Raw genomic sequence first — 16,041 nt, 5'->3', positions numbered from 1 at the left:
ATGAAACAAACAATTTTAGGAGCTATATGCTTATCACTAGCAGCAAGTATATGGGGCGGTATGTATGTTGTTAGCAAATACGTACTCGATTTCATTCCACCACTAACACTCGTTTGGCTACGCTTTATTATCGCTTTTGTTGTTTTATATGGCATTTTGAAACTAGCTGAGAAAAAGCAAAAGAAAAAAGTAACCATTCGCAAAAAAGATTGGCTCCTATTCGCTTGGATTGGATTTATCGGCTATTTCATTTCGATCACATGCCAATTTATCGGAACAAAATTATCCGACGCTCATACAGGCTCGTTAGTTACATCAGCTACACCTGCATTTATGATTATATTTGCAGCGCTCATTTTGAAAGAAAAACTAACTGCTCGTAGACTTTTATCTACTATAATAGCGACAATCGGTGTCATTATCGTAATCGGATGGGATATTGAAATTGGCTCCTATTTTATTGGAACAATCATTTTAGTTGGAGCCGCTATTACGTGGGCTTTACTATCTATTTATGTAAAAATCGCTTCAATCCAATTTTCATCCTTAGTTATTACAACGTACGCAATTTTCTTTTCACTCTTTTTTATTACACCTTTTATGATATGGGAGCTACAAGCGGCCTCTATCGGAACAGTAAATACGTACGTAATATTAGGCGTATTATACTTAGGAATCGCCTCAACAGCAGGTGCCTTTTCCTTTGGAATAAAGGATTAGAATTACTGGATGCAAGCATAGGTTCCTTATTTTTCTTCTTCCAACCTATCGTTGGATCGTTACTTGGTTGGCTCTTATTAAATGAAACATTAAATAGTAACTTTTTTATTGGTGGTATTCTTATTATATGTAGCGTTTTCATTACTACTTTTGAAAAGAAATAAAAAGCAGGCAGAGATTCTTAGTCTCTGCCTGTTCGCATTATTGGATCTTGGTCGTGAAAACCAATACAAATCGGTATATTATTTTGCACTTCACTACGTACACTTATAAAACTACACAGCGTTTTAGCAATTAAATATAAAGTGATACCAATTGCTTTTTCACTTGTGTCAAAGCCATTTTCATTATACATATCCGCTAATTCTACAGACTCCGGTCCCTCAACATCATATGTCCATTCAGAAGCCCAATCATCAGCCTCTTCTTCAAGTGGAGCATACTCCTCACAAATATAAAACTGACTAGTCCACTCGTTATCAAGGTCATACTCAAAATAAATCGCTTTTGCTTCTTCAGTAGTAGCCATTTCTACAGCTGCATCCAAACCTACTCGAATACTTACCTTATATGACTCTACATCAATTACTTTAATTCGTTCTGCATATTCTGTAGACGCCAACATGCAACAAATATCATAATACTTCGCTTCTATTTGCTCTACTGCTAACGAAAAGACATCCTCTTGCATCTCTTCTAAATACTGAAATATATCCACACTAAATACTCCTCACTCTTTACGCACTCCAATGCGATGGACGGGACAATAATTTCGGTAATTTCGTATGTTTGTCCCCTCTAGCAGCATTAACTTGAACTTGCGTCAGAAAAATACTATTAGTAAAATCAGCCCCGCGAATATCTGCATCTCGCAAATCTGCTCCGATGAGATCTGCTCCTCTTAAATCTGCACCATTTAAGTTAGCCGCAATTAAGTAAGCTCCTCTTAAATTTGCACCTTGTAAATTTTTCTTTTTCAGATTCGCTCCCATAAGGTCTGCTCCGCGGTGAATGATTCGTTTCTTACGCGCAGTATTCATTTCCTTCCATACTAATTCGCTCGTTTCTAAAAGAAGAATGTTCACCTCTGCCCTATGCATTGGAACATTTATTTTCATTAACTCATCTGGATTTAAATTCGAAAGTCGCTCTGTCTCCTCAATTGCGGTCTCCAGCTCTTTATGAATTGGCTGTGTTGCCTTTAAAAGAATCGCTTCATTCAAATACCAAAGCATTTCATGAAGTTGATGCATAACCGGAAAAGCATCGTACATTTTTCTTGCATGCTTTGCATCTTCCCTCCAATCAATCCCTTTAAACGTACCCTGAGAAATCTTCTGCCCAGCACCGAAACACTCAAATACTGTACAACCTTTATAACCTTTTCCTCTAAGATTTTTATGTATACTACATTTAAAATCTGATTGTAAGTTGGAACATGGTTTACCACCATCTTTATTCACTGCAAAATCTACCGATGCTGCAAACGGTAATGCAACGCAACATAGACCGAAACATTTTTCGCAGTTTGCTTTTAAATGATCGTTATGATTAGTCAAAATCTATACCCCCTGTTGTCTTTTGACTATTTCATAATATTCCAACTGTAATAAATAATCAATTTTAAAATAAACCAGCATCTTTCGTTTCAATTCATAAATTTATCATTCGATTTCCTTTCAATTGAAAAGGACTATTTCTATTTAATGAATTATAATTAAATTATAAATTTTCTAACTAAAAAGGAGACTTATTATGGCACTAGAAATGAAAACAAACTGTCAAATTTGCGATCAATCGCTCGAACAAGATTCTGAAGCATACATTTGTGTATATGAATGTACATTTTGCGCACCATGTACAGAAGAAAGACATAACGTTTGTCCAAACTGCGGCGGCGAATTAGTACGTAGACCGAAAAAGAAATAATAAAAAGCAAAGCGATATCGCTTTGCTTTTTATTATTTTCTGAGTTTATGAAATTATATCGAATACAACTTAAGCATTTACAAACTTCACACAAACAGGCTCTGGCACAACAACATCAGATTGTAAAAGTGTTAACTTACCTGTAGATTCATCTCTTGAAAATAACACAAGATTATGTGACTTTTCATTTGTAGCAACAAGGAACTTTTCAGTAGGATCTAATACAAAGTCTCTTGGCCAATTTCCTTCTGTAGATGTATGTTCAACAAATGTAAGCTGACCTGAATTTTGATCTACGCTATAAACAGCGATACTATTATGACCACGATTACCTGCATATACAAAACAGCCGTCAGAAGAAATATGAATCGCACTTCCTTGATTATTTTCATCAAACTCTTCTGGAACAGTAGAAATATACTGTAATTCTGTAAAGGATCCTTCTGCAGGATTATAGGTTAACACAATAACCTCTGAACTAAGCTCCGTCATCACATATGCATACTTTCCATTCGGATGAAAAGTAATATGTCTTGGACCACTTCCTGGATTTACAGATAAACGATTCACTTCTGTTAATGTACTATCTTTTACTTCATACGTAATTATTTTATCTATCCCTAAATCAACGCCCACTACATATTTTTCATCAGGAGTGTACCCCGCGTAATGTGCATGTGGTTTTTCTTGTCTTTCTTTATTCGGACCTGAACCTTCATGTGCCATAATAGATGAAGCAAGATTTACAGTTCCATTTTCTTCATTTATTTCAAAAGACTCAATCGTTCCTTTATGGTAATTCGCTGTAACTACTGTATGATTTCCCCTATCAACACTAATATGACAAGGAGAAGCACCTTCTACTACTTGTCTATTTTTCGCTTTTAGTTCTCCAGTATGACTATCAATGGAATACGCAGCTACACCGCCAGATTCGCCTTCCTTAACAACGGAATAGAGATATTCATTATTTCGGTTAATCGTTACATATGTAGGGTTATCCAGCTTAGCGGCAAGTGTTACATTACTAATTTTTTTTGCTTCTACATCTAGCGTAAATTTATATATTCCTTCGCTATTTTCTTTCGTGTAAGTTCCAACATATCCAATAAACTCTTTGTTATCCTTCATTTTCATAACCCTCTCTCCCTATATTTTTCGTTCATCATGCTTCTTAAAATATTTTATGTTGAAAGAGTATCCTAAAAAATCGGAGTACCTCTTTATACGTTACCATATTTTCTTGGTAAATAGCTTTTAAACCCACTTTTTTTGATACGCTGCTATACTTTCATATTCTTCTTCCAATTGACGGGACAGACGGATATAGATTGGCGTTAAATCTTTATATTTTTCCACACTTTCCATGTTTGGCTCATGATGGAAATCTGCACCTACCATTTCAGAAACTACAGATAATGTATCTATTTCACCTAAACTATATAAACCGAGGATTGCAGCTCCTAAGCAAGAGCTTTCGAAACTTTCCGGAACATATACGTCTTGATGGAAGATGTCCGCCATCATCTGTCTCCAAAGCTCCGACCTTGCAAAGCCGCCTGTCGCTTGAATTTTTTTCGGTTCGCCAATTAACTCTTTTAAAGCGAGAAGAACCGTATATAAATTATAAATTACTCCTTCTAAAACAGCACGGATAAGATGTTCTTTCTTATGATGCAATCCGAGTCCAAAGAAAGATCCTCGTGCATTTGCATTCCATAAAGGAGCTCTTTCCCCTGCTAAATACGGGTGAAACAATAAACCGTCAGATCCAGGATTCACTTTTGCTGCTATTTCAGTAAGTACTTCATATGGATCTTTCCCTAAACGCTTCGCAAGTTCAATCTCTGAAGTACCCAATTGGTCACGAGCCCATCTGAAAATCATACCGCCGTTATTCACTGGTCCACCGATTACCCAATGGTCTTCAGTTAACGCATAACAAAAAATTCTACCTTTTGGATCTGTTACAGGACGATTTGTTACAGCACGTATCGCACCGCTTGTACCAATTGTAACAGCCACAACGCCAGGATCTATTGCATTTACACCTAAATTAGATAGTACTCCATCACTCGCTCCTACTACAAAAGGCGTAGAAACAAGTACATTCATCTCTTTGGCAAGCTCTTCATCTAATCCTGTTAAACTGTGCGTTGTTGGAACAAGTTTAGAAAGCTTTTCATCTGTAATTCCCGCAACATGTAAAGCCTCTTCATCCCATTTTAAAGATTTCAAATTAAACATCCCTGTTGCTGACGCTATAGAATAATCAATTACATATTCTTTATATAACTTGTAAAAAACATATTCTTTAATAGAAATGAATTTATAACTTTTTGCGAATAACTCTGCCTGCTCATTCTGTAGCCAAACTAATTTCGAAAGTGGTGACATCGGATGAATTGGTGTCCCAGTACGAAGGTAAATTTCATGACCATTCATATCATTCTTTATTTTCTCCGCCCAGCTTGCACTTCTATTATCTGCCCAAGTAATACATCCCGTTAATGGATTCCCCTTTTCATCTACGGCAATGATACTATGCATTGCCGAACTAAAAGAGACACAAAGAATATCACTTGGCTGTACACTACTTAATCGTACAGTTTCTTTAATCGTATTTATTACTGCACGAAAAATTTCTTCTGGGTCTTGTTCCGCTGTTTCAGGCGTAGGAGAATATAAAGGATATTCAATTCCATGACTAGCAATAACAGATCCATCAGTAGAAAATAGAACTGATTTTGTACTAGTTGTCCCAATGTCTACACCAATCATATATTTTGAGCTCACCATTTCTTCCTCCTAACAAAAAATTGTTACAGTATCCCACCATAAAAATACATTCCTTTTATCTATTGATAACGTTGTATGCCACAATTATCTAAATAGAAACATCTTTATCTTAAACAAACATATCGAGTAGTAAAACTCCTCCAAAAGCGATAAATGAAAGTAACGTTTCTAATACTGTCCATGTTTTAAATGTTTCTTTCACTGTTAAACCTAGGTATTCTTTTACCATCCAAAAACCAGCATCGTTTACGTGTGAAAACATTAATGCTCCTGCACCTGTTGCAATAACGAGTAACTCTAAGTTCACACCTGTTGTATTTTCAACGATTGGCGAAACGATACCCGCTGCTGTTGTTAAAGCGACTGTCGCTGACCCTGTTGCAATTCGAATTAATCCTGCTACTATAAATGCTAATACAATTGGGGATAGAGCTAAATGCTCAGACATTTGAGCAATAGCATTGCCTACACCACTATCGATAAGAATTTGCTTAAATCCCCCGCCGGCACCAATAATCGCAACAATTGAACCGATTGGTAATAAGCTATCTTCTGTTACCTTCTTAATAGCCTTTTTATCGATACCTTGGCGAAATCCAAGAAAATAAAACGCTGCAAAACATGCAATCAATAGTGCAATGATAGGACTACCGATTAATGTGACAGTCTTCATCAAAGTAGTAGAAAGAGGCACATAAGGAGCTGCTGCAGCTAAAACCATTAACATAACAGGTAACAATATAACTAAAAATGAAACTCCTATTCCTGGTAATTTCGTTGATTTTGTATTTACACGAATCAATTCTGGCTCATTTTCAGGAATTACACGTTTGTGAATCCATTTCGCAAATATAGGACCTGCAATAATCGCTGCAAAAAATGTAATAATGAGTGAATACATTAGTACCTTCCCAAGATTCGCTTTATAAATACCAATTGCTACAATTGCCCCTGGATGCGGAGGAACAAGGCCGTGTACGACAGATAGCCCAGCAATTGCTGGTAATGCTATCAATAAAATATTTTGTTTCGTTGTTTTATGAATTGAAATTACTAACGGTAGTAATATTAAAATACCTACTTCAAAAAACACCGGGATTCCAATAATAAAACCTGCAATTAACATAGCCCATGGTAAGTTTTTTATCCCAAAGGATTTTATAAAGAACTCTGCCACCTGCATTCCAGCACCTGACTCTGCCATCATTTTCCCTAAAATTGTACCTAATACTAAAATACCTACTAAATGCCCGAGAACACTTCCGACTCCCGTTTCATAAGCACTCACTATTTTATCCATTGGCATTCCAGACATAATTGCTAAAAACAAACTTGCAACCGTTAAACTAATAAACGCATGCCATCTCCACCACGATACCCCTAAAATAACAATTACAATTGATAATAATGTAATAATTAAAAGGTACATATTCATACTCAATCCCCCTTTATGTAAACCCTTTCATAATTACTATATAATGAAAAGAACCTATATAGTTCTTACTTGAGTAAAAGATACCTTTACATATTGCTATACGTTTAAAAGCATCTTCACATTATAATGATTTATATAAAAAGAATCTCCCTTATTAGAGATACACTATAACTCATCTCTCTAATAAGGGGATTTCTCTTTCATAATTATAATGTTATTGTGATAAACGCTTCGCGCGATCAATTTTTCCTTTTTTAAAAGTGAATGACACTTTCATCTCTGCTTTTTTCACGTAGTAAGACTACAAAATCAGGATCCAGTTTAAACGATGAAGTTACTTAGGATTTGTCCTCTCATGAAAAGCAATTTTCGGAAAGCACCTTCACTTTCATGCATTATAATTTAGGAGCTTTCGCCCAATCCGCAGCAAATTTCTCAATACCTTGGTCTGTTAATGGGTGCATAGCAAGTTGCTCGATTACTTTATAAGGGATTGTTGCAATGTGAGCACCTGCCATCGCTACACGAGTTACATGATCTGGATGTCTGACAGAAGCCGCAATAATTTGTGTATCTAATTGATGAACATCGAATAATTCAGCAATTTTAGCAACTAATAGTACACCATCTTCAGAAATATCATCTAAACGTCCTAAAAATGGAGAAACGTACGTTGCACCTGCTCGAGCAGCTAAAAGTGCTTGGTTCACAGTGAAAATAAGTGTAACGTTCGTTTTCACACCTTTTTCAGTAAGATAGCGACAAGCTTCTAATCCTGCTAGCGTCATTGGAAGTTTTATCGTGACGTTTTTATCGCCACCGTTAATTTTAATTAATTCTTCTGCTTGAGCAATCATTTCTTCAGCTGTAACAGCATCTGGCGTTACTTCTGCCGAAACAGACTCAACTTTAGGTACTGCCTGACAAATTTCTGCGATACGGTCTTCAAACTTAACGCCCTCTTTTGCTACTAAAGAAGGATTCGTTGTAACACCAGCTAAAACTCCAAGTTTATATGCTTTTTTTATGTCCTCAAGATTTGCAGTATCAATAAAAAATTTCATGATCAATTCCCTCCAGTTTTTAAACGTTGATGAGTTACATGTTTAATATGCTTATCCCGTAAAAGCCCGATTGATGTGGAATAAAGCCCCTACTTATTAAAGTTTCACTTTATTTCTTTTCTACTGCATGTCCGCCAAATTCATTGCGCAGAGCTGCTACAACTTTTCCTGTAAATGTATCATTGTCTAATGAGCGGTAGCGCATTAATAGAGACATTGCGATAACAGGAGTTGCTGTTTGAAGGTCTAATGCTGTTTCTACTGTCCATTTTCCTTCACCAGAAGAATGCATAACACCCTTAATTTCATCCAGTTTTGCATCTTTAGAAAATGCATTTTCTGTTAATTCCATTAACCAAGAACGAATGACTGAACCGTTGTTCCATACTCTTGATACTTTTTCATAATCGTAGTCAAATTCACTTTTCTCTAGAATCTCAAATCCTTCACCAATAGCAGCCATCATACCGTATTCAATTCCGTTATGAACCATTTTTAAGAAGTGACCACTACCAGCTTTTCCAGCATATAAGAATCCATTTTCTACAGCAGTATCGCGGAAGATAGGTTCAACGATGTCCCAAGCTTCTTGATCTCCTCCGATCATGTAACAAGCACCATTACGAGCGCCTTCCATTCCACCAGAAGTTCCTGCATCCATAAAGTGAATGCCATCTTCCTTTAATTGCTCATATCGGCGGATAGACTCTTTATAATGTGAATTACCAGCTTCAATTAGAATATCTCCTTTTGATAAAAGTGGTGTAACCTCATCAATAACAGAATCAACAACAGCGTGTGGTACCATTACCCAAAGAATTCTTGGTGATTGTAATGACTGAACAAGTTCACTTAAACTAGATGTACCCGTTGCCCCGTACTCTTTCATTTCTTCTACTGCGCTCGTATTTAAATCAAATGCTACTACTTCATGTTTATGATCCATTAAATTTTTCCCTAAATTTAATCCCATTTTACCTAACCCAATTAATCCTACTTGCATAATATAATTCCTCCTCAAATCATCTTTTATTAAAAATCCATATCACTACAATCTGGAATACCTTTCAGCACTGAAATGTTAGTATGTACAGAAAGGTATTCACAGTCATAGCTTAAGAATTCAACACATTTTTTGTAATTTGAACAACATTTTCTGTCGTAAATCCAAATAGATTCATGACTTCAGTTCCAGTTCCTGAAGCTCCAAATGTTTCAATTGATAGTACTTTTCCTTCTTGTCCTACATAACGTTCCCACCCGAGAGATACACCCATCTCAAGAGATACTCGTTTCGTTATAGAAGACGGAAGAACGGATTCTTTATATTCGTTCGATTGGCGATCGAATAACTCCCAGCTCGGCATTGCAACGATGCGAACAGAAACTTGTTCTTCTTCTTCTAACTTTGCTTTCGCACTAGCAGCTAAGGATACTTCAGAACCTGTCGCAATTAAAATTACATCCGGATTTTCATTTGTTTGTGTTAATACGTAAGCTCCTTTAGAGAGATTCTCTATGTTCGCTTTCGTTTCATTAAACACCGGTAAATTTTGACGGCTCAGTACTAAAACGACTGGACCATCCGTTTGCTGTAAAGCATACGCCCAAGCACTTGCTGTTTCATTTGCATCTGACGGACGGATAACTGTTAAACCAGGAATTGCTCGAAGCGCTGCCAATTGTTCAATTGGTTCATGCGTTGGACCATCTTCTCCTACAGCAATCGAATCATGTGTAAATACGTAAGTAACAGGTAAATTTTGCAGTGCAGCCAGTCGAATCGATGGACGAAGGTAATCATTAAATACAAAGAATGTACTTACGAAAGGTTTTACTCCTCCGTGGAGAGCCAGTCCATTCGCTGCCGCGCCCATTGCATGTTCACGTACACCGAAGTATATATTTCGTCCAGCATATGATTCTACTGCATATACTGCTTCACCTTTTATATCTGTCATCGTAGAATGAGAAAGATCCGCACTTCCACCGAAAATAGAAGGAATCGATTTCACATAATGCTTAATAGCTTCCCCACTTGCAACACGAGTGGAAATCGTTTTTTCAGTATCAAAAGATAGAATGTCTTTCGCTTCAATTAAAACATCACCTGTAATCGCTTTTTCTAATTCATCTGCTAGTGCAGGATTCGACTCTCTGTATGAGTTGAACTGCTCATTCCAGTCATTTTCTTTTTCAATACCTTTTTGTTTCAGTTCATTAAAATGAGCTGTTACTTCTTCAGGCACAAAGAAGTCTTCCTCATAGTGCCAACCATACACTTGTTTTGTCGCTGTCGCTTCTTCTACTCCAAGCGGATTACCATGTGCTTTGTTCGTTCCAGCAACTTTTGGACTTCCATAACCTATAATGGTTCTAATTTCTATAAGAGTAGGTTGATCCGTATTTTCTTTCGCTGATTGAATAGCTTTTGTAATAGCATCGACATCGTTTCCATCTTCAACTCTTACATATTGCCAATGTACAGATTCTGCCCTTTTCTGAATATCTTCAGAGAAAGCAATGCCTAATTCACCATCAAGTGAAATTTCATTTGAATCATACAGTACAATTAACTTGCCAAGTTTCATATGTCCTGCCATTGACATCGCTTCATAAGCGACACCCTCCATTAAGTCACCATCTCCGACTAAAGCGTACGTATTGTGATCTATAATAGAGTGACCATCCTTATTGAACTTCGCTGCTAAATGCGCTTCTGCCATTGCCATTCCGACAGCATTAGCAATCCCTTGTCCTAACGGGCCTGTCGTCGCTTCAACTCCAGGAGTATGACCAAACTCAGGATGTCCTGGTGTTTTACTATTTAACTTTCTGAAGTTTTTCAAGTCATCAATTGAAACGTCATATCCAGCTAAATGAAGTAAGCTATACAGTAGGCTCGATCCGTGTCCCGCTGATAAAACGAATCGATCACGGTTAAACCATTTCGGATGATTAGGATTGTGATTTAAATGATTCGCCCATAATGCATAAGCCATCGGTGCTGCTCCCATCGGAAGACCTGGATGACCTGAATTTGCCGCATTAATAGCATCAATTGATAATGTACGAATTGTATTCACTGCTAATTGATTTATGTTTTGTGTCATAGTAATCGTCCCCCTACATGCTTTCATGAAAGAAAGTACTTATTTTTCCGTCTCTTGATCTAACCACCATTTAAATCCACTTTCTTGCAATAATTCATTAGACGCATCTGGACCATATGAACCAGACTCATATTCATGAAGTGGTAATAAGTTCTCCTCGAATGCTTCAAGAATTGGTTGTACCCATTCCCATGACAATTCAACTTCTCTCCAATGTGCAAAGAATGTAGCGTCTCCACTCACCGCATCATGAATGAGTCTTTCATACGCTTCAGGTACTCCCACATCCGCTTGCTCACAAGTAAAGTTAATACGCATCGGTTCAATTTCTCCATTTTTCAATGGATTTTTACTATTTAACTGTAATGAAACGTTCTCACCTGGACTAATTTCAATTATTAATAAGTTAGGTGCTGCATTTGGATTACTATCTTGATATTGCTGTTTTAACGTATTTTTAAATTCGATTACAATACGAGTAGACTTTTCTTTCATTCGTTTACCTGTTCGTATATAAAATGGAACGCCAGTCCAAAATGGATTATCGATCCACAGGCGAGCAGCAACAAATGTGTCTATGTTAGAAGAAGGATTTACTCCTGGCTCCTCTTTATACGCTACAACTTGTCCGCCTTTTATTTCTCCTGAAACGTATTGACCGCGAACGATATGGTTTTGAACGTCTTCTTTTTTCACTTTACGAAGCGTCTCCATTACCTTTCGCTTTTCCTCTCGAATTTCACATGCATTAACCTTTTCCGGCAGATTCATAGCAGTCATCATTAATATTTGTAACATATGATTTTGAACCATATCTCGAATGGCTCCTGCCTGGTCATAATATCCTGCCCTTTCTTCAACCCCAACTGTTTCACTAGCTGTGATTTGTACATTCGCTATATGTTCTTTATTCCAAATCGACTGGAGAACAGGATTTGCAAATTCTAGCGCTTCAAGGTTTTGAATCATCGGTTTACCTAAATAATGATCAATACGGTATATCTCGTCTTCTTCAAACGTGCGACTAAGCTTATCATTCAGCTCACGAGCAGATGCAAGGTCGTGCCCAAACGGTTTCTCAATCATCAGGCGTTTCCATCCATCTGTTTTATCAAGTCCGCTTTCCTTAATATTTAAAGCAATCGTCTCGAAAAATTCAGGAGCAACTGAAAGATAGAACATTCTATTACCTTTTATATGTAGTTCTTCTTCCCTTTCACGAACGACTTGTAATAATCTCTCATAGTCTTCCGGCTTACTCACATCTAATGGACAATAGCGAAAGTTATCTAAAAAAACTTCGAGTTCTGGAGTACCTTCTTCTCTATGACGGGAAAACGTCTCTATTGATTCTTTTATTCTTTCTTGAAAATCCACATGAGATACTTGACGTCTCCCAAGCCCGATAATGGATATTTGCTTTGGAAGCTTTTGATCTCTATATAAGTTATATAGTGCGGGGTAAATTTTGCGTTTCGCTAAGTCCCCTGTCGCTCCAAATAAAACAAAGGTCATTGATTCCAATTTCAGTCCCCCTCTTGTTGTATAATCCTTGTCAATATTTTAAAAATGAATTGTACAGAAGCCCCTGTTTTTATAAAAAAAACAAAGAGTTATCAAATTCCAATTCCTTTTATACCTTTCGCTTTCTAATTGTCCCCAATATTAATAGTGGCAATTCAAAGCACTTCTACCACAGATTACTTATTTATCGAACTCAACAAACAAATATATATCCGATTACTTTTAGTAATTAAATAATCTTATGTCTAGTATATTAACCATATAAATTATTATCGTCAATAAAAATGTCTTGCATTACATACTATTTATTTCGTAATGCTTTTCTAAGTGTATTCCTAATTACCATTCATTTTCAAAGATAATGATTGATATAACAAATGTCAGTTTCATCAAAATCTTCAATCATTTTTCCGTTAAACTCACGAGCAAACGTTACATGATAACCAAAAGGCTTCTCTATAATAAGACGGTTCAATCCTTTTGTAGCCCACAATCCACTTTCCTTAATATTTAAAGCAATGACATCAAATACTTCTGGTATAACAGATAGGTAAAACATTGCGGTTTTCAGGAATGTTTAATTCTGTTTCACGCCTCTTTACAAGACGCAACAAATCTTGATAGTCCTCTATATTCGCTGTATTTAATTGACAATAACGAAATGTGCTAATAAATTCTTCTACTCCTAATTCATCATCAGTAGATCTTCTAGAAAATGTAGCAAGGGATTGTTCTACCTTTGTTTGAAATTCCACATCTGACATTACCCTTCTGCCGATACCGATAATCGAAATAGATTGTGGTATATTTTGATTACTAAATAGCTTATATAAAGCAGGATAAATTTTGCGTTTCGCTAAATCCCCTGTCGCTCCGGATAAAGTGAAACTTTAATCAGTGGGGGTTTTGTTCATCCCCACTGATTATTAGTTGAACCAATCGGGCTTTTACAGGCAGTTGCCCCCACCTAACTTCTATGATATCGCTGAATTTTGAGGTGGGGGTCTTACTGCCTGTTAATGCGGGGTAAAAGAAATGTCATTGAATCCATTTGTTCTCTCCCTTTTAAAACAATTGCTAGAATAGAATATATAAGTTCATTCGCTACTTAGCACAATACTGTCTCTAAAACCTCATACTTTACCAATGTTTCTTCAATACAATTTTCCCAAGAGCACGTTCTGACTCACTTATGTGGTGTGCTTTTTTTACACCTTCTACATGTAAAGGCAACACATGCGTGACAACAGGTTTAATCTTCCCGCTCTCAATTAATTCTGTAATAAGAGAAAGTTCATATCCGTTAGGTTCAGTAAATATATGGTCACTCTCAATATTTTTCTCTCTTGATATCTCGGTTTGCGGAATTTTCATACCTTTCGGACCATAAATAGACGCTAACTTTCCATTTGGTGCAAGTACTTTATAACTATTCTTTAGTACATCCCCACCTAACACATCAAATACAATATTGTAATTATGCAAAAGCAAAGAAAAGTCTTCCGTTTTGTAATCGACGACAGTATCAGCGCCTAGATCCTTTACAAATTGCATGTTTTTCGTACTAGTCGTAGTTGCAACATATGCACCGAAGCTTTTTGCTAGTTGAATAGCAAACGTACCAATCCCGCCAGATCCAGCATGAATTAAAACCTTATTACCCTTTTGAACATTAGCGAATTTTACTAAACTTTGCCAACTTGTCAAACCTACTAGAGGGATTGATGCTGCTCCCTCAAAAGATAGATTTCTCGGTTTTTTCGCTACATACTTCTCATCTACAGCCACGTACTCTGCATAAGTACCATTTCGTTCAATATCTGGACGACTATATACTTCATCCCCCACTTTAAATGCGGTAACGTTTTTTCCTATAGCAGCAACTACACCTGCAACATCCCATCCTAAAACGAGCGGGAAGTCATAAGAAATTACGTCTTGAAGTAAACCCTCACGTATTTTCCAATCCACAGGATTTACACCAGCTGCATATACTTCAATCAGTACATCGTTGTCTCCCAATAGCGGTGTCTGCATTTCAATCTCTTGTAGTACACTTTTATCTCCATATTGCATAAGTCCTATTGCTTTCATTCTTTTCACTCCTTTACAAGGCTGGGAAATGCGGTAGCACTTCTTCTCCTAGCTCATCCAATACTTCGTCAGCTGGACGTTGACCATCAAATAGAGCAAGGAATAAATGATTCACACCAATACTTTTATATATATCAAGTAATTCAATTAGTGCCTTACGCCCTGTACGGTAACCTAAACGTATCGGTGTAGGACGTTCATATGGATCTTCAGATAAATCTAAATGCATCGGTTGTATAAATGGTTTGAATACATCTGGATGATAATCCTCTACTAGTTCTCTCCATTGTCCAATTGCTCCCGCCTGATGCACCGGACTACGTGGATAATACATCCATCCATCTCCATGTTCAGCAAACCATTCCATATTTTGCTGACTAAAACCTGTAATAAAGGTTGGAACACGTTTAGACGGTTTTGGAACTAAATTCGCACCATGAACTTCTCCTAGTGTCGACTGGATAGACGGGAAGTTTTTATACAAAATTTCTTCCAAGTAAGCAAATGCTTCTCTAAACTTTTCACCTCGTGTTTCATGACTAACACCTAACGCTTTGAAATCGGCACGTCTGTCACCGGATGAAACGCCAAGCATAATTCTTTCTGGAAATAGTTGATCTAATGTAGCAATTTCTTTTGCTACACGCAATGGATGACGAAGTGACAACACTGTTGCCGACGTTCCAAATGCGATTTTCTCTGTCTTGCTTGCTAAATACGTCAAATAAATCATCATATCGTAAATTTGACCTGTTGCAGGATCACCAAAATCAGGGTCTTGCAGCAATACATCGCGAAGCCATACACCTGTAAAACCGTATTGTTCCGCTTTTTGTACTAACTCTACTTGTTTTTCCATCGTTGGAGCATGAAACTGATAATTTTCAATCGGAATGTGAACTCCTAACGTAAGTTGATCTTTCGCAAACATACGATTATATCCAAAATGGTTCGCAAACTTTTCCATGTGTTTCACTCACTTTCCCTCATTCATATAAACCTATACTTTTCATATTTCTTCTCAAAATTTATAAGCAACACTGCAACACCACATTGTTGCCGATTGTAATCGTTATAACTTTCTTTGTGCTACGAGTGTTATTATAAATCGGCCATAACATGAATAACAGTACGTACTTTAAAGTGATGTAGGCACTTTAAAGTACCTATACTAAGTGAGTAGTAATAAACATAATGAATAAATCGTGCTGCAAAAATAACATCTATCCTTTCTTCAAAAAACTTTACAGTTGCTTTTGCAAGTACGTTACATGATCCCACGTACTTTCCTCTTCTTTATATAAAATGCTCAATATCCAAATTCAAAATATTATACTTATTTTTCGTACTTTGCTATGCTATA

14 protein-coding genes and 2 pseudogenes are annotated in these 16,041 nt (G+C 36.7%); 3 read left to right on the top strand and 13 right to left on the bottom strand.

What is annotated here, in order from left to right:
- Together ACTFRM_RS08865 and ACTFRM_RS08860 are read left to right on the top strand one after the other, a co-directional pair.
- Positions 1-369 (top strand): annotated as a pseudogene (locus ACTFRM_RS08865) (DMT family transporter); the annotation flags it as partial.
- Positions 370-494: 125 nt separating this feature from the next.
- The gene (locus ACTFRM_RS08860) at positions 495-884 is read left to right on the top strand and encodes an EamA family transporter (RefSeq protein ID WP_440043227.1); all 390 of its coding nucleotides are present in this window, start codon (positions 495-497) and stop codon (positions 882-884) included.
- Between the two features lie 17 nt (positions 885-901).
- Here the strand turns inward: ACTFRM_RS08860 and ACTFRM_RS08855 are convergent, their stop codons facing one another.
- On the bottom strand, positions 902-1,438 hold the full coding sequence (locus ACTFRM_RS08855) for a hypothetical protein (RefSeq protein WP_322369069.1): 537 nt from the start codon (positions 1,436-1,438) through the stop codon (positions 902-904).
- Between the two features lie 19 nt (positions 1,439-1,457).
- Positions 1,458-2,279 carry a pentapeptide repeat-containing protein gene (locus ACTFRM_RS08850; RefSeq protein ID WP_000181423.1) on the bottom strand — a complete coding sequence of 274 codons (822 nt, stop codon included), beginning with the start codon at positions 2,277-2,279 and terminating at the stop codon, positions 1,458-1,460.
- A 196-nt stretch (positions 2,280-2,475) separates the two neighbouring features.
- Here ACTFRM_RS08850 and ACTFRM_RS08845 point away from each other — a divergent pair, with 196 nt between their 5' ends.
- Positions 2,476-2,649 (top strand): DUF1272 domain-containing protein, encoded by a 174-nt coding sequence (locus tag ACTFRM_RS08845; protein WP_001162788.1) that lies wholly within the window; start codon positions 2,476-2,478, stop codon positions 2,647-2,649.
- Between the two features lie 69 nt (positions 2,650-2,718).
- Here ACTFRM_RS08845 and ACTFRM_RS08840 read toward each other — a convergent pair whose 3' ends face one another.
- The 11 genes and pseudogenes from ACTFRM_RS08840 to ACTFRM_RS08790 all read right to left on the bottom strand — a co-directional run bounded on the left by ACTFRM_RS08840 (position 2,719) and on the right by ACTFRM_RS08790 (position 15,959).
- A complete protein-coding gene (locus ACTFRM_RS08840; RefSeq protein ID WP_426865931.1) occupies positions 2,719-3,786 on the bottom strand; it encodes a lactonase family protein in 1,068 nt (355 codons plus the stop codon).
- Positions 3,787-3,906: 120 nt separating this feature from the next.
- Complete coding sequence (gntK, locus tag ACTFRM_RS08835) at positions 3,907-5,448, bottom strand: gluconokinase (protein WP_086404028.1); 1,542 nt, start codon at positions 5,446-5,448, stop codon at positions 3,907-3,909.
- Between the two features lie 109 nt (positions 5,449-5,557).
- Positions 5,558-6,883 (bottom strand): gluconate permease GntP, encoded by a 1,326-nt coding sequence (gene gntP, locus ACTFRM_RS08830; RefSeq protein WP_001057602.1) that lies wholly within the window; start codon positions 6,881-6,883, stop codon positions 5,558-5,560.
- Positions 6,884-7,278: 395 nt separating this feature from the next.
- Positions 7,279-7,947 (bottom strand): fructose-6-phosphate aldolase, encoded by a 669-nt coding sequence (fsa, locus tag ACTFRM_RS08825; RefSeq protein WP_000667692.1) that lies wholly within the window; start codon positions 7,945-7,947, stop codon positions 7,279-7,281.
- 109 nt (positions 7,948-8,056) lie between these two features.
- Complete coding sequence (gene gnd, locus ACTFRM_RS08820; protein ID WP_001195924.1) at positions 8,057-8,950, bottom strand: phosphogluconate dehydrogenase (NAD(+)-dependent, decarboxylating); 894 nt, start codon at positions 8,948-8,950, stop codon at positions 8,057-8,059.
- 112 nt (positions 8,951-9,062) lie between these two features.
- Positions 9,063-11,060, bottom strand: coding sequence for a transketolase (gene tkt, locus ACTFRM_RS08815; RefSeq protein WP_440043223.1), 1,998 nt, complete (start codon positions 11,058-11,060; stop codon positions 9,063-9,065).
- Positions 11,061-11,099: 39 nt separating this feature from the next.
- Entirely contained in the window at positions 11,100-12,584 is a 1,485-nt protein-coding gene (gene zwf, locus ACTFRM_RS08810) for a glucose-6-phosphate dehydrogenase (RefSeq protein WP_440043221.1), read from the bottom strand.
- Between the two features lie 352 nt (positions 12,585-12,936).
- Positions 12,937-13,429, bottom strand: a pseudogene (locus ACTFRM_RS08805) (glucose-6-phosphate dehydrogenase).
- Positions 13,430-13,724: 295 nt separating this feature from the next.
- Positions 13,725-14,678 (bottom strand): NADP-dependent oxidoreductase, encoded by a 954-nt coding sequence (locus ACTFRM_RS08800; RefSeq protein WP_440043219.1) that lies wholly within the window; start codon positions 14,676-14,678, stop codon positions 13,725-13,727.
- 13 nt (positions 14,679-14,691) lie between these two features.
- Positions 14,692-15,645 carry an LLM class oxidoreductase gene (locus ACTFRM_RS08795; protein WP_227077963.1) on the bottom strand — a complete coding sequence of 318 codons (954 nt, stop codon included), beginning with the start codon at positions 15,643-15,645 and terminating at the stop codon, positions 14,692-14,694.
- Positions 15,646-15,779: 134 nt separating this feature from the next.
- Entirely contained in the window at positions 15,780-15,959 is a 180-nt protein-coding gene (locus tag ACTFRM_RS08790) for a hypothetical protein (protein WP_000534222.1), read from the bottom strand.
- Between the last annotated feature and the right edge of the window lie 82 nt (positions 15,960-16,041).

Origin of the sequence: Bacillus cereus group sp. MYBK227-1, from assembly GCF_051916325.1 — a bacterium.
GTDB classification, from domain to species: Bacteria; Bacillota; Bacilli; order Bacillales; family Bacillaceae_G; genus Bacillus_A; species Bacillus_A cereus.
This window is presented reverse-complemented; position numbering and strand designations above follow the sequence as displayed.